Below are 16,745 nucleotides of genomic sequence, written 5' to 3' on the forward strand. Positions count from 1 at the left end.
TAGAGTTGAAAGCTCCGCGAGACGATCGCGGGCTTTCAACTTTATGCACCCACAGCGTCGCGCCGCCGGCGTCGAACGCGATAGGGAACAATGACGCTGCCGACCATCCGCCCCGCTCGTCCCGACGAACATGACGCGATCGCGCGCGCCTGGATGGCGAGTTGGGTTTCGACCGGGCTCACGCAAGCCAGCGACAGCCTGTTGAACGACCTGCGTATCCGCCTGCCGCGCGAGATTGCCGGCGGCTGGAGCCTGTTCGTGGCCGACGATCGCGGCGCCATCGCCGCCATGCTGGCGCTGCACCTGCCGACCTTGCTGCTCGATCAGCTGATGGTGGTCCCCGCCTATCAGGGCCGGAGCCTGGGACGCGCGCTGCTTGCCTTCACGCGCCGGCAGATGCCCGAAGAGATCCGGCTGAAATGCGTCCGCGAGAACGAGAAGGCCTGGCGCTGGTACGAGCGCGAAGGCTTTGTGTTTGACAAGGAAGCGCCCAATCCGGTCACCGGCTTCATGATGAAGCACTATCGGTGGATGAGAACAAACCGCACATCGGAGGCTAAGCCATGATCAAGCTGTACTGGTCGCCGCGCTCGCGCTCGTTCTCAGCCATCTGGCTGCTGGAGGAATCCGGCCTGCCATACGAACGGGTGCTGACCGACATCAGCACCGGCGCGCAGAAATCGCCGGACTTCCTCAGGATCAACCCGATGGGCAAGGTGCCGGCGCTGACCGACGGCGACGCGCAGCTCGCCGAGGCCGCCGCGATCTGCGCCTATATCGCCGACCGCTATCCCGAGACCAAACTCGCGCCGGCAGCGACGGACCCAAAGCGGGCGCGCTATCTGCAGTGGCTGTTCTTCTCGCCGAGCTGCATCGAGCCGGCGCTGATCCAGCTCTTCACCAAGCTCGAGGTGCCGACCAGCACCGCGGCATGGGGCAGCGCCGCGCAGGTGTTCGACGTGCTCGACGCCGAGCTGCAGAAGGGGCCATGGATCCTCGGCGATCAATTCTCCGCTGCCGACATCGCGATCGGCGCGGGACTGAACTTTGCGGTGCGCGTGTTCAAGATGGTGCCGCCGCGGCCGTCATTCGAGGCCTATATCGGCCGCTGCGTGGCCCGGCCCGCGTTCCAGCGCGCAGAGAAGATCGCGGCGGGGTGAGACATCTAGCCCGGATGAAGCGCAGCGAAATCCGGGGCTCTCTGCCACAGAGGGACTGTCCCGGATTGCGCTGCGCTCCATCCGGGCTACGAAGCTGTGATTGCGATGTTTCCCGAACGGCCTAACCCGGCACGACGCGGGGATCGACATCCTGCGTATAGTCGACGCCGTCGATGCCGAAGCCGAACAGGCGCAGGAACTGGCTCTTGTACTCGCCGAGATCGGCCAACTCGCCGAGCGTCTCGGTGGTGAGCAGTGGCCAGCGCCGCGACACTTCCGTCTGCACCTCGGGCGACAGCTCCCAGTCGTCGACCCGGACGCGCTGCGCGTCATCGAGCTCGACGCCCTTACCGAGCTTCGTCCGGAACAGGCGATCGATCTGCTCGATGCAGCCTTCGTGGAGACCGAGCTGCTTCATCACCTTGAACAGCACCGTGCCATAGAGCGGCACCACCGGAATCGCCGAGCTCGCCTGGGTGACCACGGCCTTCAGCGCGACGACGCGGGCGGCGTCCGCACCGAGCCGGCCGCGGATCGCTTCCGCCTTGCTGTCGAGATCGACCTTGGCGCGGCCGAGCGTGCCGTTCCAGTAGATCGGCCAGGTCAGCTCGCTGCCGATATAGGTGTAGTTGAGCGTCCGGAAGCCCGGCGCCAGCACGCCGGCATCCGCGAGCTGGTCGATCCAGCGCTTCCAGTCGTCGCCGCCCATCACCGCGACGGTGGCCGCCGTTTGCTCCTCGCTCGCCGGTTCGAGCGTGGTCTGGAACACCTCGCCGGCCTCGGTGTCGAGCGTCTTGATCTCGACCGGGGCGCCCAGTGGCTTGATCACCGAACGATAGGTCTTGCCGGTGTCGGGATCGGTGCGGACCGGAGCGGCCATGCTGTAGACCAGGAGGTCGAGCTGCCCGAATTTCTCGCGCACGCGCTCGATGAAGGTCGCCTTCAGCTCGTCGGAGAAGGCGTCGCCCTCCAGCGTGAGCGGCGAGCGTCCGATCTTCTGGGCCTCGATCTCGAAGGCGCGGTTGTTGTACCAGCCGGCACTGGCGCTTCTCTTTTCCGACGGCTCGCGCTCCAGCGACACGCCGATCGTATCGGCGCCGCCGGCGAAGGTCGCGACGATGCGGCTCGCGAGGCCATACCCCGTCGAGCAGCCCAGCACGGCAACGCGCTTCGGGCAGTCGGCGACCGGACCCTGCTTCAGAACATAGGCGATCTGTTCGCGGACATTCGTGGCGCAGCCGACGGGATGTGCCGTCGTGCAGATGAAGCCTCGCACGCGCGGTTCAATAATCATTCCCACCCCATTCCGGATCGTTGCAATGTTCCCATTCGCTGCCTGCGGACCTCCCTCAGCAAGCGAGGAGAGGCGAAATCACGCGTCAAGCCGCCTGAACACCAGCGTCGCGTTGGTACCGCCGAAGCCGAACGAGTTCGACAGCACGGTGTTGAGCTTGGCGTTGTCGATGCGCTTGCGCACGATCGGCATGTCGGCAAACACCGGATCGAGTTCGGTGATATGCGCGCTCTCGCAGATGAAGCCGTTGTTCAGCATCAGCAGCGAATAGATCGCTTCCTGCACGCCGGTGGCGCCGAGCGAGTGGCCGGTCAGCGCCTTGGTCGCCGAGATCGGCGGGCACTTGTCGCCGGTGCCGAACACCTTGCGGATCGCCTCGATCTCCGGCGGATCGCCGGCGGGCGTCGAAGTGGCGTGCGGATTGATGTAGTCGACCGGCGAGTTCACCGTCGACATCGCCATGCGCATGCAGCGCTCGGCGCCCTCGCCTGACGGCGCCACCATGTCGTAGCCGTCGGAGGTTGCGCCGTAGCCGACGACCTCGCCATAGATCCTGGCACCGCGCGCCTTGGCATGCTCGAGCTCTTCCAGCACCACGACACCCGCGCCGCCCGCGATGACGAAGCCGTCGCGGTTGAGATCGTAAGGACGCGAGGCGGTGGCGGGCGTGTCGTTGTATTTCGAGGACATCGCGCCCATGGCGTCGAACAGCACCGACAGCGTCCAGTCGAGTTCCTCGCAGCCGCCGGCGAAGATGACATCCTGCTTGCCGATCTGGATCGTCTCATAGGCGTTGCCGATGCAGTGGTTCGACGTCGCGCAGGCCGACGAGATCGAATAGTTCACGCCCTTGATCTTGAACCAGGTGGCGAGCGTCGCCGACGCGGTCGAGGACATGCCCTTCGGCACCGCGAACGGACCGACGCGCTTCGGGCCCTTGGCGCGTGCGATGTCGGCGGCCTCCACCAGCGTGCGCGTCGACGGACCGCCGGATCCCATGATGATGCCGGTACGGATGTTGGAGACTTCGCTTTCCTCGAGGCCCGAGTCGCGGATCGCCTGTTCCATCGCAACGTGATTCCAGGCCGCACCTTCGGCAAGGAACCGCATCGCGCGGCGATCGATCACCTCGGCAGGATTGAGTGTCGGCGCACCGTGCACCTGCGAACGGAAGCCGAGTTCGGCGGCCTTCTCCGCGCGCGAAATGCCCGACTTCGCCTCGTAGAGGCTCGCAAGCACTTCCTGGGTGTTGTTACCGATGGACGAGACAATACCCATCCCCGTGATGACAACCCGCCTCATGTTCGCCTCGCCCTGCCTTTATGTTGCCGCATGATGATCCTGCTCAAGATGGAGCCGTGCCCTGCTTGAACAACCCGACCTTCAAGTCCTTGGCGCGATAGATAATCTCGTCGTCCATGGAAAGCCACCCGTCGGCAATTCCAAGCACGAGCTTTGACCGCATCACGCGCTTGATATCGATGTTGTACACAACCTTGCGCGCTTGCGGCAGCACCTGTCCGGAGAACTTCAGCTCGCCGAGGCCGAGCGCGCGGCCACGACCTTCGCCACCGATCCAGCCGAGGTAAAAGCCGACCATTTGCCACATGGCATCGAGGCCGAGGCAGCCCGGCATCACCGGATCGTTCTTGAAATGGCAGCCGAAGAACCAGAGATCCGGTTTCACCTCGAGCTCGGCGCGCACCAGCCCCTTGCCGAACTCGCCGCCATTCTCCGAAATCTCGCTGATGCGATCGAACATGAGCATCGGCGGCAGCGGCAACTGGGCGTTGCCGGGACCGAAAAGCTCGCCCCGCCCGCAAGCCAGCAAATCCTCGTATTCGTAACCGCCGCGCCGATCCAGCATCCTCTTTCCACCTCTGATGTCCCGATGAGCGCTTTGCTTGGTCGGACCTTGATCTACCCACGGGAACCGGAATAACCCGTCCCGCATCTTGGCGCTACCTGGGTACGCTACGGCCTGTTATCTCTGCCGAAAGCGCATATGTGGTCCGCGCGCTCTCTAACATAGCGCCAACTGGGCGGCAAAGCGGCATTCCGAGGATAAATGACCGCTTCTCCTTAGGTTTCTACCGCAGCTTGGATTCGTTCTAGTTGCGAAAAACTTGCATCTGATAGGCATCCTTTTTATATTTATGAGGAATATTGCCTGAGTTGGGTGCATAGAGTGGATATGAACGAGGAAGTACCGGCTGTGAACGATGATGCCGTGCACCCGGCTGCCCGGGGCGTTGGGCACCACCCTGCCCTGACCGGCTGTCCGTGGCATGACGTCAACGAGATGTTGCAGTCTGCCGGTCTGCGGCCGACCCGTCAGCGCATGGCGCTGGGCTGGCTGTTGTTCGGCAAGGGTGCCCGCCACCTGACCGCTGAAATGCTGTACGAGGAAGCCACGCTGGCCAAGGTTCCGGTGTCGCTGGCGACCGTCTACAACACCCTGAACCAGCTGACCGACGCCGGCCTGCTGCGCCAGGTCAGCGTCGACGGCACGAAAACCTATTTCGATACCAACGTGTCGACGCACCACCACTTCTATCTCGAGCACAACCACGAGCTGGTCGACATTCCCGACCCGAACCTTGTGCTGTCGAAGATGCCCGACGTGCCGGAAGGCTACGAGATCTCCCGCGTCGACATGGTGGTGCGGCTGCGCAAGAAGCGCTGAACGGTCTTACCGTCGATTTGAGTTGTGATGGCCGGGCTCGTCCCGGCCATTGTCGTTCGGGACGAGGAAAACTCAGTCCACCTTCTCGTCGGCGTAGACGCCCCAGAGGCGCTGCTGCTCGATCCAGCCGTCGAACCCGCTGCCGGTGACCCGGCACCAGTTATTGGCGCATTTCTTCACCTGCGCGACGACTCCGGCCTGCAGGCGCGCCGCGATCGCGCTGGTGGCGTCGGGACGATCGTAGAGCGAGGCCAGATCGTCCTTGTTCTTCATCGTGACGACGGCGGTGCGGCGGCCGGACAGCAGAGAATGATAGACCCAGCCTTCGGCGCCCTCGGAATCGCGCACCCGGCGCCAGTTCTCGAACTCGGCGGTAATTTCGACCGGCAGCCCCGACCGCGTGTAGACCCAGGCGACGTCATTGTCCTTGGTCGGGCCGGCCCGGACGTTCACGTGATCCGACTTCAGGCTGACATAGCGCGGGATCGGCAGGCCGCTGGTGGTGGGGCTCAAATCCTTGGCGGAATGTCCGGGCATGACCGACGCACTCAGCATGCTTCCGACCAGCGCCACCAATGAACCGAAACGCCAGAACGCCACCATCAACCCGTCTCCTGCCGAGATGCCCAACCCGCATTCGGCGAACTGCAACCCAAACCACGCCCGAGGGCCCCTGCGCCCGCGCCCGTTCGCTCCCGCACTGCAAGCCCGAGGGGTTCTTGTCTTGGCCCGGCCTTCTGCTAGAGAGGACGGAACGCCTGAGAGCCAGAACACCCGAATTTCCCTCGTTTCGCCTTGGCGAAAAGCCGGGGCAAGTATCGGGGAACCCTAGGAAACGCGAAGGAAACGCCGGGACAGCGCGGCTATCAGCAGTGTCGAACAACCGGGTTAATGAGGCCTGAACGGTTTGTTTTTTGGCAAGCCGCGCGCCTCATGAAAGCAGGACATGTCGGTGAAGAAAAAGCCTCTCGTCGTCGTCACCCGCAAGCTGCCGGACTCGATCGAGACCCGGATGCGCGAGCTGTTCGACGCCAGATTGAATCTCGACGACACGCCGATGACGCCGGAGCAGATCGCCGAGGCGGCGCGAACCGCCGACGTGCTGGTGCCGACCGTGACCGACATGATCCGCGAGGACGTGATCAATCAGCCCGACTGCAAGCTGAAGATGATCGCCAATTTCGGCAACGGCGTCGACAATATCGATGTCGCCGCGGCGCATGCCCGCGGCATCACCGTGACCAACACCCCGAAGGTGCTGACCGAGGACACCGCCGACATGACCATGGCGTTGATCCTCGCGGTGCCGCGGCGCCTGATCGAGGGCGCCTCGATCCTGACCGAAGGCAAGCAGCATTGGGCGGGCTGGTCGCCGACCTGGATGCTCGGCCACCGCATCGGTGGAAAGAGGCTCGGCATCGTCGGCATGGGCCGCATCGGCCAGGCCGTGGCGCGCCGTGCCCGCGCCTTCGGCCTGCAAATCCACTATCACAACCGCCGCCCGGTGGCGCCCATGATCGCCGAAGAGCTCGGGGCCACCTATTGGGAAAGCCTCGACCAGATGCTGGCGCGGATGGACATCATCTCGGTGAATTGCCCGCACACGCCGGCCACCTATCACCTGCTCTCGGCGCGGCGGCTCAAGCTGATCCGGAAAGAGGCCTATGTCGTCAACACCGCGCGCGGCGAGGTGATCGACGAGGACACGCTGATCAAGCTGATCGAAGCCGGCGATATCGGCGGCGCAGCCCTCGACGTCTATGAGCACGAGCCCGCGGTGAACCCGAAGCTGGTGCGGCTCGCCAAGGCCGGCAAGGTGACGCTGCTGCCGCATATGGGTTCGGCCACCATCGAAGGCCGCGTCGAGATGGGCGAGAAGGTGATCATCAACATCCGAACCTTCCTCGACGCCCACAAGCCGCCGGATCGCGTGCTGCCGAGCATGCTGTGATTTCGTAGCCGGGATTACGCCGCGCTCGATCCAAGCCACGCAGCTCCAACCTCCCCTTGAAAAGGGGAGGTCGCTTTGCTCGCCAGAGCAAAGCGGGTGGGGATCATCTCTCTCCACGAGCGACGGTGCGTGTGGCTGGACCCCCATCCCGACCTTCCCCCTTTCAGGCAGGGGTGTCCGGGGAATGATTCACTGTGTCGCGGTGCATGCTCGGCAGGACCGAGGCAAATCGGTCTTTTCTGGTTGTCGAGACACAGAGGGCCGAGCATGCGATATCGCGGTAGCATTTTTGGAAGGCTGCTTGAACCGATCAATCGACGGCAGTTTCAGACGGTTGTGGATCGTCTGGACGGGGATGCCTACGACAAGTCGTTCAGGAGCTGGGATCATCTGGTGGCGCTGATCTATGCCCAGCTTAGCGGCAACAGCAGTCTGCGCGGGGTGGTGACTGGCTTCAACGCCAATTCGCAGCATCACTATCACTTGGGAACCGGCAAGCTGTCGCGCTCGACGTTGTCCGATGCCAATGCCCGCCGTCCGATCGGCATTTTCGCGCAAACCTTTGCGGCGCTGTCGGCGATGGCGCGTCGCCAGCTGCGGAGTGAAGGCATGGAGATGGTGCGTCTGATCGACGCCAGTCCGATCCCGCTCGGCAAGGTCTGCAGTTGGGCGACGTGGAACGGCCGCATCCGCGGCATGAAGCTGCATGTCGTCTACGACCCAAGGAGCGATGTCCCGACCTGCGTCGAGATGACGGCCGCGAACGTCAATGACATCGAGATCGGCCGACAGACCCCAATCCAGCCCGCCACCACCTATGTGTTTGACAAGGGCTATTGCCGTTTCGACTGGTGGCAGAAGATCAATGATAGCAAGGCTTTCTTCGTTACCCGGGCGAAGACGAGCATCCGTCTTCGCTCGCTCAGGCATCGCGCCATCCGCAAGCGTAACGGGGATGGCTTCGAAATCCTTGCCGATGACGAGGTGAAGCTCACCAGCAAGGGCGATTCGCGCCTTCCAATCCCGCTCCGCCGCATCAAGATCAGACGCGAGAAAGGCGGCAAGATCACACTCCTGACCAACGACCTTGCCCGTAGCGCCGTCGAGATCGCCGCCCTCTACAAGAGCCGATGGCAAATCGAGCTGCTGTTCCGCTGGATCAAGCAGCATCTCGATATTCGCAAGTTCCTCGGCGCCAACGACAACGCGATCCGCCTTCAGGTGCTCGCTGCGATGATTGCCTACCTGCTGCTGCGCATCGCCGCTCACACCAACTGCATCAAAATGCTCCCGCTCAGGTTCGCCGAACTCGTCGGCCAGCTCCTGCTCACGCGTCGATCCCTCGCTGCCATCGACAAACCTCCGCCCATCAACCCCAGCCGTCGGAAATCAACCATCTCACCTGACCAGATGGAGCTCCGCTATGCCTGAATTTCCCCGGACACCCCTGCCTTTCAGGGGGAAGGAGAAGAGAGATCTGTAGCCCGGATGGAGCGCAGCGAAATCCGGGGTCTGTATCCGCGGACAGACCGCCCCGGATTACGCTTCGCTCCATCCGGGCTACGGGACGTGGGTAGTCATATGCGATAGCCCCGCCGTCGCGGGGGCGCGCTGCCAAAATATCGAAAACAACCCCATGCAAAGGAGCCGGTGCGGCCGGCGAGGCGCATGCTGTAATCACGCATTCGGTGTCGTCCCTGCGAACGCAGGGACTCATAACCACCGAAGCTCATGATTGGACCGAGCTGGAGCTCCAGCCCTGGTCATTGTAAGAGCTGTGGTTATGGGTCCCGGCTCAAGGCCGGGACGACGATGTGGCGAGGTCCTGCTCTACTTCTTCCGTCGCGCCTGCTTGCGCCAGTCGGCGACGAACGACACGAACGCGGCGAGCGCCGGCGGCGGCTGGCGACGGCTCGGATAGTAGAGGAACGGTCCGTCGAACGGCGGGCACCAGTCGTCGAGCACGCTGACCAGCGCGCCGGACTTGACGCCGTAGCGGACATAGCCCTCGAACGTCGCCCAGTAGCCGACGCCGTCATGGACCGCACGCAGCGCGAGGCCGAGATGGGTCGCGGTCAACCTGGCCGGCGGCGAAATCTTCACCACGCGGCCGTTCTTCTCGAACTCCCAATCGAACATCACGCCGTTGCTGAATCGGCTGCGGATGCAGGGGTGCGCCAGCAGATCTTTCGGATGCATCGGCCGGCCGTGCCTTGCGACATACTCACTGGACGCCACGATCGCGTAACGTTGCGGCGCGCCGAGCGGGACCGCGACCATGTCCTGCGCCAGGTGCTCGCCGTAACGCACGCCGGCGTCAAAGCCCTGCGCGACGATGTCGACGAACGCACTCTCCGCGACGACGTCGAGCTCGACCCGTGGATATCTGGCGAGGAACGGCGCGATCATCGGCGCCAGCACCAGATCGACCGCGGGCGGCGGCGCGTTGATGCGCAACCGCCCCGACGGCTCGGCGCGCAGGCCGCGCACCTCGGTGATCGCATCGGCGACGTTGACCATGGCCGGCGCGACGCGGGCCAGCAGCAGTTCGCCGGCCTCGGTCAGCGCGACGCTGCGGGTGGTGCGGTTCATCAGGCGGACGCCGAGCCGCTCTTCCATGTCGCGCAGGCGCTGGCTGAGGCTGGAAACCGAGACGCGCTGCTCGAGCGCCGCACGCCGGAAATTGCGCGTGCGCGCCACCGCCACGAAGGCGTCGAGGTCGCGAAGGTCGAAATCCTGCATTGTTCGATATAGTGAACAAGCCATTCGCGATTGTCCAGCTTATCGTCCGAAACCGTCCGGCCCATATCACCTCGGCATTTAGCGACGGATTTTCCGCCGCCAACGTTCGAGGAACATCCACATGGACACACGCAAACTCGGCTCAACCGGGCCCACCGTCTCGGCCCTCGGCCTCGGCTGCATGGGCATGTCCGAGGTCTATGGCCCGGCCGATCGCGGCGAGAGCATCGCCACGGTGCATGCGGCGCTCGATGCCGGCATCACGCTGCTGGATACCGGCGACTTCTACGCCATGGGCCACAACGAGATGCTGGTGCAGGAAGCCCTGAAGGACGTCGCGCGCGACCGGCTGCAGATCAGCGTCAAGTTCGGCGCGCTGCGCGGCCCCGCGGGTGAATTCGCCGGAATGGACACCCGGCCGGCCGCGACGAAGAATTTCCTCGCCTATTCGCTGCAACGTCTCGGCACCGACTACATCGACATCTACCGCCCGGCACGTCTCGATCCCAACGTTCCGATCGAGGAGACGATCGGCGGCCTCGCCGATCTGGTGAAGTCCGGCTACATCAGACATATCGGCCTGTCCGAGGTCGGCTCCGACACCATCCGCCGTGCTCATGCCGTGCATCCGATCGTCGATCTCCAGATCGAATACTCGCTGATCGAGCGTGGCATCGAGCGTGACATCCTGACGACCTGCCGCGAGCTCGGCATCGGCATCACAGCCTACGGCGTGCTGTCGCGCGGGCTGATCAGCGGCCACTGGTCGAAGGAGTCCGGCAAGATCGGCAGGGACTACCGGCTGATGACGCCGCGCTTCCAGGGCGCGAACCTCGATGCCAATCTCGCGCTGGTGGAGCAGTTGCGCGCCATTGCCGCCGAGATCGGGGCGACGCCGGCGCAGGTCGCAATCGCCTGGGTCGCGGCGCAGGGCAGGGAGATCGTGCCGCTGGTCGGCGCCCGCACCCGCAATCGTCTCACCGAAGCGCTCGGCGCGACCAGGCTGACGCTGACGCAAGCTCATCTCGCGGCACTGGCGAAAGCCTTCCCGCCGGATATCGCGGCCGGCACGCGCTATGCGGCCGAGCAGATGGCGCATCTCGACAGCGAGAAGCCGGCCAGCAGGTGACGGCAGCACTCAGGTGCGATGGGCGCCGAGGTCAGTGATGACAGGCCCATCGCCATTGAGCGGGTTCTGCGGATCGCGCGCGTAGCGCAGGGTTTCGAACCGCATCGCGCGCGCATCCACCATCAGAAGGCGACCGACCAGGCCCTCGCCGAAGCCGACGATCTCGCGGATCGCCTCCAGCGCCATCATCGATCCCAGGACGCCGGCGAGCGCGCCCATCACGCCGGCCTCGGCGCAGGCCGGTACCGTGCCCGGCGGCGGCGCCTCGGGAAACAGGCAGCGATAGGTCGGGTTGAATTCGCCCTCCGCATTCTTCTCATGCGCGCGGATCGTGGTCAGCGAACCGTCGAACTGGCCCAGTGCGGCAGTGATCAGCGGCCGCTTCGCGAGGAAGCAGGCATCGGCGACGAGATAGCGGGTCTCGAAATTGTCGGAGCCGTCGAGCACGAGGTCGTAGTTCGCGATCAGCGCCATCGCATTGTCGGCGGTGAGCCGCATCGGATGCACCTCGAACGTCACATGCGGATTGAGTGCATGGATCTGCGCCGCCGCGCTGTCGACCTTACGCTTGCCGATGTCAGACGTCGCATGGATGATCTGGCGCTGCAAATTGGAGAGCGAGACGATATCGTCATCGATCACGCCGAGCCGGCCGACACCTGCGGCAGCCAGATACATCAGCACCGGCGCGCCGAGGCCGCCGGCGCCGATCACCAGCACCGACGCTTCTTTCAGTGCATTCTGGCCGGGGCCGCCCACCTCGCGCAGCACGATATGGCGGGCATAACGTTCAAGCTCGTCGGCACTCAGCATTGCGGTGTCCTGCGCGCTGTTCCCTGAACCGGAGCGCGGTTGTTGCCGACCAAGCAGATGTGCTTAATTGCCTGGACGTCAATGGTGTCAGTCATTCCCCCCGGATTTGTCATGAGATCGGTGCTTTCGGCAACATTGATGGCCGCTTCCATGGGCATGGCGCAGGCCCAGATGACGCCGCCCTCGACGGCGGGGGCGAAGCCGAAAACCGTGACGACGGTGCCGATACGCCCCGGGCTGCAGAAGCCGGAGGATACCGCTGGCGCGATGGCGCAGGCCGAGCGGCTGGCGCTGCAATCCGACCTCGCCTGGGTCGGCGAATATAACGGCGCCATTACCGGCGACGTCAGCGAGCGCATGGTCAATGCGATCAAGGAATTCCAGAAGAAGCGCGGCGGCAAGCCGACCGGGGTGCTGAATCCGCAGGAGCGCGGCGTGCTCGCCGACACGGCGCGGCGGAAGCAGGAAGGTGTCGGCTGGCGGATCGTCACCGAGCCGGCCACCGGGGCGCGGCTCGGCATTCCCACCAAGCTGGTGCCGCAGCTCACCAGCGATGCCGCCGGGGCCAAATGGACCTCGCCGACCGGCACCGTCCAGGTGCTGCTGACCCGGCGCAAGGAAGCCAGCCCGACCACCGCAAAGCTTGCCGAGCAGGAAAAGAAGGAACCGGCCGGCCGCACCATCGACTACACCGTGGTGAAGCCGGATTTCTTCGTGCTGTCGGGCATGCAGGGGCTGAAGAAGTTCTATTTGCGCGGTACCTTGAAGGGTGACGAGGTCCGCATCCTCACCATCCTCTATGACCAGGCGATGCAGACCACGGTCGAGCCGGTGGTGATCGCGATGTCGAGCGCCTTCAACGCATTTCCGTCCGCCGTGCAGGCCGGTCCGCCGCCGCGCAAGACCGTCGAATATGCCAGCGGCGTCGTGGTCAGCGATGACGGTGCCATCGTGACCGATCGCGTGGCGACCGACGACTGCATCGCGCTGACGATCCCGGGCTACGGCAATGCCGATCGGGTCGCCGACGATAAGGATCACGACCTCGCGCTGCTGCGCATCTATGGCGCGCGCGGGCTGAAGCCGCTCAATATCGCAGGCCAGGCGACGCAGACCGCGCTCGACATCACCGGGATTGCCGATCCGCAGAACCAGGGCGGCGGAGCGGCCGCGAGCAGCGTGAAGGCTTCGGTCGCACAGATCGGCGGCGGCGATCAGGCGCTGTCACCGGCGCCGGCGCTCGGGTTCTCCGGCGCGGCGGCGCTCGACGGCGGCGGCAGGTTTGCCGGCATCGCGACGCTGAAACCCGTTATCGTCGCGGGCCCCGCAAACGCTGCGCCGCCGGCGCAGGCCGCATTGGTGCCGGCCGACACGGTGCGCAGCTTCCTGAAGGCGCATGGCGTCACCGCGTCGGGCGACTCGGCGGACGCCAAGGCCGCCGTGGTCCGCGTGATCTGCGTCAGGAAGTAGAGTTACCTCGCCCCGCTTGCGGGGAGAGGTCGGATTGCATCGCCAGATGCAATCCGGGTGAGGGGGGGTACAGGTCCATCAATGGACACCACCTCGTGGAGAGAGCCCCTCACCCCACCCTCTCCCCGCAAGAGCGGGGCGAGGGAGCCTAACCACCTCACCTCACCTCACCTCAGCGCAAAGCGCACCCCGGCGCGGGCGAGGCCGCCGGCAATGCCGACCGGGGTGCCGTCGGCGCGCCAGCAGGCTGCGCCCGACATCGTGCCGTCAGCATGAAACTGGATCGCGTTCATACCGCCGGCCACCGTCGGCACGACCTGCACCTTGTGGCCCTTGGCTGACAGCGCAGCGCGGACGGCCTCCGGCACTGCCTGCTCGACCTCCAGCGCGTTGCCCTCGGTCCAGACCCGCGGCGCCTCGACCGCTTCCTGCAGGCTCATGCCGTGGTCGATCAGGTTGATCAGCGCCTGCATCGCGCTCGGGAAGATGCGTTTGCCGCCGGGCAGGCCGAGCGCGTAGGCGAGCTTGCCGTCGCGCAGCGCCATCATCGGCGACATCGAGGTGGTGACGCGCTTGCCGGCGGCCAGCGACAGCGCGTGCCCCGGCCGCGGATCGAACAGGTTCATGTAGTTGTTCGGCACGGTGCCGAGTCCGGGGATCAGGATCTTGGCGCCGAACAGATTGTTGATGGTCTGTGTGGTCGCGACCACATTGCCCATCGCATCCGCCGCGGTCATGTGCGTGGTGTGCGCGCTTTCGAGCTGGGTGACGCCGGCGCTCCAGGCTTGCGCAGCGGCGGGATCGATCGCGCGGCGGCGCTCCTCGGCATAGGCCTTCGAGGTCAACCGCTCCACCGGCACGTTGATATAGGCGGGATCGCCGCTCGCGGCCGCGCGGTCGGCAAAGGCGATCTTCAGCACCTCGGCAAGGTAATGGATGGTCTCGGCCGTGCCGAAGCCGAGGCGCGCGATGTCATAGCCTTCGAGGATGTTGAGCATCTGCGTGATATGCACGCCCGATGCCGCGGGCGGCGGAGGCCCGAGGATTTCCCAGCCGCGGTAGTCGCAGCGGATCGGCTGCCGCTCGACCGCCTTGTAGGTCGCGAGATCCTCCTGTGCGATGAAGCCGCCGCTCTTTTTCATGTAGTCGACCAGGATGTCGCCGAGCGGTCCCTGGTAGAGCGCGTTGTCGCCATGATCCGCGATGTATTTCAGCGTCTCGGCATATTCCGCCTGCACCACGCGCTCGCCTGGCTTCAGCGGCGTGCCATCAGGCAGATAGATCGCCGAGATCGGTTTATCCTTCAGCATCTCCTCGGCGCCGTCGGTGATGCATTCGTGCAAATAGGGCGTCGCCGCATAGCCGCGCGCGGCGTGCTTGATCGCGGGCTGCATCACGTCGGCAAGGCTCATGGTGCCGAAGCGGCGCAGCGTTTCGCACCAGGCTTTCAGCGAGCCCGGCACCGCGACCGCTTTCGGCCCGTTCAAATTCTCGTTGCCGACGGTGTCGAACACGTCGTGCGCCGATCCTGGCTTCGAGGTGTAGGTATCCGGCCGCACCGCCTGCGGCACCGTGCTCTGGCCGTCGATGAAGCGATGGCTGCCGTCGGCGAGGCGAATATGCGCCATGCCGCCGCCGATGATGCCGACCATCATCGGCTCGACCACAGTCAGGGTGAACAAGGTGGCGATCGCCGCATCGATCGCATTGCCGCCGGCAGCCAACATCTCGGCGCCCGCGCTCGATGCCAGCGGATGATTGCTCACCACCATGCCGCGGCTGCTGGTGGCCGACTGCTTCTCGCATTGAAAACTTGTCGCGGCGCGGTCGCGCCAGGCGCCATTCATCGACATGCCGTTCATCGCCATTGTGTTCTCGTTCTTGATGGAGCGATGGACCATGTTCGCCAACCCTTTATGCGCGGTCAAGACACGGCGTTTTTCCCCGCGGCGGTATTCGCAATTGAGGTCACGGCTTGGCGCGATCGCGCAGCCAGGTCTCGCGCGCGACCTTCCATTTCTCCGCTCTGGATTCGCCATTGTGGTGCGGAAGCTCGACGAAGCCGACGAATTCGGCCCCGGTCTTCTGCTTGACCCGGCGCGAGCCGACGTTGGACGGCGCGTTGCAGACATGGAAGTGATCGAGGCCGAGCGTCAGGAAGGCGAAATCGTTCACCGCCGCGATCGCCTCCGTCATGAGGCCCTGATTCCAATACGGCTCAGCGAGCCAGAATCCGCGATTGCCCTTGCGGCCGTCGGCGCGCGGCCGGAAATTGATGTTGCCGATCGCCTCGGCATCGCCGGCACGCAACACCAGCACCCATTGATAGCTTTCCTCACCGGCCGCGATCTTGTCGAGCTCGCGCCTGACAAAGCTTTCCGCGCCATCGCCGGGATAAGGCCACGGCACCACCGTGGCGAGAGTCTTGATCACGTTCCAATTGTTGAAGTGCCGCTGGATCGCCGGAGCATCCGACAGCGCAAGCGGCCGCAGGATCAGGCGCTGCGTCGCGATGCGCGGGGTCTCGAACATTGCTACTTCTGGCACTTCGGGCACCAGAACGTCGAACGGCCGTTCTGGGTAAAGCGCCTGACGATGCCCTCGCAGCCCGAGGTGCGGCACGTCTCGCCTTCGCGGTCATAGACCTGGAACGAATGCTGGAAATAGCCGAGATCGCCATTGGTCAATCGATGGTCGCTGATCGAGGAGCCGCCGGCCTTGATCGCCTGGTTGAGCACCGAATGGATCGCGTCGACGAGCCGCCTGGCGTGGTCGGTCGGCTCGCCCCCGGCAACGCCCTTGCGCTGTCCGGACTTGGTCGCGAGCGTCGCGGCCAATCGCCGCGGCGACAGGTGCGAACGAAACAGCGCCTCGCAGACATAGATGTTGCCAAGCCCCGCCACCACGCGCTGATCGAGCAGGGCGGCCTTCAGGCTGGTCTTCTTGTTGTGACAGGAGCGCGCCAGCATCGCCGCGTCGAACTCGTTGCCGAGCGGCTCGGGACCGAGCCCTTTCAGCAGCGGTTCATCCTCGATCGCGTTGCGCGCGATGATCTTCATATAGCCGAAGCGCCGCGGATCGTTGAAGACGACGGCCGCGCCCGACGACATGTGGAACACGACGTGATCATGCGCGCGATCGTCACTGCGCGGATGGTGGAATTGCCCCGGCGTCGCCGCGCCGTCCTGCTTCAGCACGCGGAACGAGCCCGACATGCCCAGATGCATCAGCAGCACGTCGCCGGAGTTCAGGTCGGCCATCAAATATTTGGCACGGCGGCCGAGCCCGGTGATGGTCCGGCCCTCGAGCCGGGCGATAAAGTCCTTTTGAAACGGAAACCGCAAATCCTTGCGGCGGGCCTCGGCCTTGAGGATCTTGGACCCCTCCATGGCCGGCTGCAGGCCGCGGCGGACGGTCTCGACTTCGGGTAATTCCGGCATAGCAGGCATTCACCTTTTGGAAGTGACGTGATAGCGCCATTGCGGCCGCCGCGCTATGGT

At 64.8% G+C, this 16,745-nt stretch carries 16 protein-coding genes; 7 read left to right on the forward strand and 9 right to left on the reverse strand.

All coding sequences use genetic code 11. The annotated features are described in order from the left end of the window. Positions 1-90: 90 nt before the first annotated feature. Together ACVIYL_RS08430 and ACVIYL_RS08435 are read left to right on the forward strand one after the other, a co-directional pair. A complete protein-coding gene (locus ACVIYL_RS08430) occupies positions 91-567 on the forward strand; it encodes a GNAT family N-acetyltransferase (RefSeq protein ID WP_456778250.1) in 477 nt (158 codons plus the stop codon). Further along, positions 564-1,160, forward strand: coding sequence for a glutathione S-transferase family protein (locus ACVIYL_RS08435; protein WP_456778251.1), 597 nt, complete (start codon positions 564-566; stop codon positions 1,158-1,160). Before ACVIYL_RS08430 ends, ACVIYL_RS08435 begins: the two co-directional genes overlap by 4 nt. A gap of 121 nt (positions 1,161-1,281) precedes the next feature. On the opposite strand, the gene fabV is transcribed toward ACVIYL_RS08435, so the two are convergent. The 3 genes from fabV to fabA all read right to left on the reverse strand — a co-directional run bounded on the left by fabV (position 1,282) and on the right by fabA (position 4,321). Then, on the reverse strand, positions 1,282-2,454 hold the full coding sequence (gene fabV, locus ACVIYL_RS08440) for an enoyl-ACP reductase FabV (RefSeq protein WP_456778252.1): 1,173 nt from the start codon (positions 2,452-2,454) through the stop codon (positions 1,282-1,284). 78 nt (positions 2,455-2,532) lie between these two features. Further along, positions 2,533-3,756, reverse strand: a complete 1,224-nt coding sequence (gene fabB, locus ACVIYL_RS08445; RefSeq protein WP_456778253.1) for a beta-ketoacyl-ACP synthase I — start codon at positions 3,754-3,756, stop codon at positions 2,533-2,535. A gap of 43 nt (positions 3,757-3,799) precedes the next feature. Continuing rightward, complete coding sequence (fabA, locus tag ACVIYL_RS08450) at positions 3,800-4,321, reverse strand: 3-hydroxyacyl-[acyl-carrier-protein] dehydratase FabA (protein WP_057015289.1); 522 nt, start codon at positions 4,319-4,321, stop codon at positions 3,800-3,802. Between the two features lie 327 nt (positions 4,322-4,648). On the opposite strand from fabA, the gene irrA reads away from it, so the two are divergent. After that, positions 4,649-5,140: an iron response transcriptional regulator IrrA gene (irrA, locus tag ACVIYL_RS08455; protein ID WP_456778254.1), complete on the forward strand. Its 492-nt coding sequence runs from the start codon at positions 4,649-4,651 to the stop codon at positions 5,138-5,140. A gap of 72 nt (positions 5,141-5,212) precedes the next feature. Here irrA and ACVIYL_RS08460 read toward each other — a convergent pair whose 3' ends face one another. Beyond that, the gene (locus tag ACVIYL_RS08460) at positions 5,213-5,740 is read right to left on the reverse strand and encodes an SH3 domain-containing protein (RefSeq protein WP_225164092.1); all 528 of its coding nucleotides are present in this window, start codon (positions 5,738-5,740) and stop codon (positions 5,213-5,215) included. Positions 5,741-6,086: 346 nt separating this feature from the next. On the opposite strand from ACVIYL_RS08460, the gene ACVIYL_RS08465 reads away from it, so the two are divergent. Then, positions 6,087-7,091, forward strand: coding sequence for a 2-hydroxyacid dehydrogenase (locus ACVIYL_RS08465; protein ID WP_057015287.1), 1,005 nt, complete (start codon positions 6,087-6,089; stop codon positions 7,089-7,091). Between the two features lie 267 nt (positions 7,092-7,358). Further along, on the forward strand, positions 7,359-8,522 hold the full coding sequence (locus ACVIYL_RS08470; protein WP_057015126.1) for an IS4 family transposase: 1,164 nt from the start codon (positions 7,359-7,361) through the stop codon (positions 8,520-8,522). Between the two features lie 399 nt (positions 8,523-8,921). Here the strand turns inward: ACVIYL_RS08470 and ACVIYL_RS08475 are convergent, their stop codons facing one another. Then, positions 8,922-9,833 carry a LysR family transcriptional regulator gene (locus ACVIYL_RS08475; protein ID WP_456781796.1) on the reverse strand — a complete coding sequence of 304 codons (912 nt, stop codon included), beginning with the start codon at positions 9,831-9,833 and terminating at the stop codon, positions 8,922-8,924. Positions 9,834-9,954: 121 nt separating this feature from the next. Between ACVIYL_RS08475 and ACVIYL_RS08480 the strand changes: the two genes are divergently transcribed. After that, positions 9,955-10,962: an aldo/keto reductase gene (locus ACVIYL_RS08480; protein ID WP_456778255.1), complete on the forward strand. Its 1,008-nt coding sequence runs from the start codon at positions 9,955-9,957 to the stop codon at positions 10,960-10,962. 9 nt (positions 10,963-10,971) lie between these two features. Here ACVIYL_RS08480 and ACVIYL_RS08485 read toward each other — a convergent pair whose 3' ends face one another. Then, complete coding sequence (locus tag ACVIYL_RS08485; RefSeq protein WP_456778256.1) at positions 10,972-11,775, reverse strand: HesA/MoeB/ThiF family protein; 804 nt, start codon at positions 11,773-11,775, stop codon at positions 10,972-10,974. 111 nt (positions 11,776-11,886) lie between these two features. Here ACVIYL_RS08485 and ACVIYL_RS08490 point away from each other — a divergent pair, with 111 nt between their 5' ends. After that, on the forward strand, positions 11,887-13,245 hold the full coding sequence (locus ACVIYL_RS08490) for a serine protease (protein WP_456778257.1): 1,359 nt from the start codon (positions 11,887-11,889) through the stop codon (positions 13,243-13,245). Between the two features lie 167 nt (positions 13,246-13,412). Here the strand turns inward: ACVIYL_RS08490 and ggt are convergent, their stop codons facing one another. The 3 genes from ggt to mutM form a co-directional block, all read right to left on the reverse strand. Beyond that, the gene (gene ggt, locus ACVIYL_RS08495) at positions 13,413-15,092 is read right to left on the reverse strand and encodes a gamma-glutamyltransferase (RefSeq protein WP_456781797.1); all 1,680 of its coding nucleotides are present in this window, start codon (positions 15,090-15,092) and stop codon (positions 13,413-13,415) included. Between the two features lie 121 nt (positions 15,093-15,213). After that, positions 15,214-15,777, reverse strand: coding sequence for a GNAT family N-acetyltransferase (locus ACVIYL_RS08500; RefSeq protein WP_456778258.1), 564 nt, complete (start codon positions 15,775-15,777; stop codon positions 15,214-15,216). A gap of 2 nt (positions 15,778-15,779) precedes the next feature. Continuing rightward, a complete protein-coding gene (mutM, locus tag ACVIYL_RS08505) occupies positions 15,780-16,685 on the reverse strand; it encodes a bifunctional DNA-formamidopyrimidine glycosylase/DNA-(apurinic or apyrimidinic site) lyase (RefSeq protein ID WP_456778259.1) in 906 nt (301 codons plus the stop codon). Positions 16,686-16,745 lie beyond the last annotated feature (60 nt).

This window comes from Bradyrhizobium sp. USDA 3315 (assembly GCF_054056795.1).

Excerpts from the sequence above, each read along its gene's own strand:
- ACVIYL_RS08435 (WP_456778251.1), top strand. The coding sequence starts at position 564 with ATGATCAAGCTGTACTGGTCGCCGCGCTCGCGCTCGTTCTCAGCCATC.
- mutM (WP_456778259.1), bottom strand. The coding sequence starts at position 16,685 with ATGCCGGAATTACCCGAAGTCGAGACCGTCCGCCGCGGCCTGCAGCCG.
- ACVIYL_RS08500 (WP_456778258.1), bottom strand. The coding sequence starts at position 15,777 with ATGTTCGAGACCCCGCGCATCGCGACGCAGCGCCTGATCCTGCGGCCG.
- ACVIYL_RS08485 (WP_456778256.1), bottom strand. The coding sequence starts at position 11,775 with ATGCTGAGTGCCGACGAGCTTGAACGTTATGCCCGCCATATCGTGCTG.
- ACVIYL_RS08430 (WP_456778250.1), top strand. The coding sequence starts at position 91 with ATGACGCTGCCGACCATCCGCCCCGCTCGTCCCGACGAACATGACGCG.
- ACVIYL_RS08470 (WP_057015126.1), top strand. The coding sequence starts at position 7,359 with ATGCGATATCGCGGTAGCATTTTTGGAAGGCTGCTTGAACCGATCAAT.
- fabV (WP_456778252.1), bottom strand. The coding sequence starts at position 2,454 with ATGATTATTGAACCGCGCGTGCGAGGCTTCATCTGCACGACGGCACAT.
- ACVIYL_RS08475 (WP_456781796.1), bottom strand. The coding sequence starts at position 9,833 with ATGCAGGATTTCGACCTTCGCGACCTCGACGCCTTCGTGGCGGTGGCG.
- ggt (WP_456781797.1), bottom strand. The coding sequence starts at position 15,092 with ATGAATGGCGCCTGGCGCGACCGCGCCGCGACAAGTTTTCAATGCGAG.
- irrA (WP_456778254.1), top strand. The coding sequence starts at position 4,649 with ATGAACGAGGAAGTACCGGCTGTGAACGATGATGCCGTGCACCCGGCT.
- fabA (WP_057015289.1), bottom strand. The coding sequence starts at position 4,321 with ATGCTGGATCGGCGCGGCGGTTACGAATACGAGGATTTGCTGGCTTGC.
- ACVIYL_RS08490 (WP_456778257.1), top strand. The coding sequence starts at position 11,887 with ATGAGATCGGTGCTTTCGGCAACATTGATGGCCGCTTCCATGGGCATG.
- fabB (WP_456778253.1), bottom strand. The coding sequence starts at position 3,756 with ATGAGGCGGGTTGTCATCACGGGGATGGGTATTGTCTCGTCCATCGGT.
- ACVIYL_RS08480 (WP_456778255.1), top strand. The coding sequence starts at position 9,955 with ATGGACACACGCAAACTCGGCTCAACCGGGCCCACCGTCTCGGCCCTC.
- ACVIYL_RS08465 (WP_057015287.1), top strand. The coding sequence starts at position 6,087 with ATGTCGGTGAAGAAAAAGCCTCTCGTCGTCGTCACCCGCAAGCTGCCG.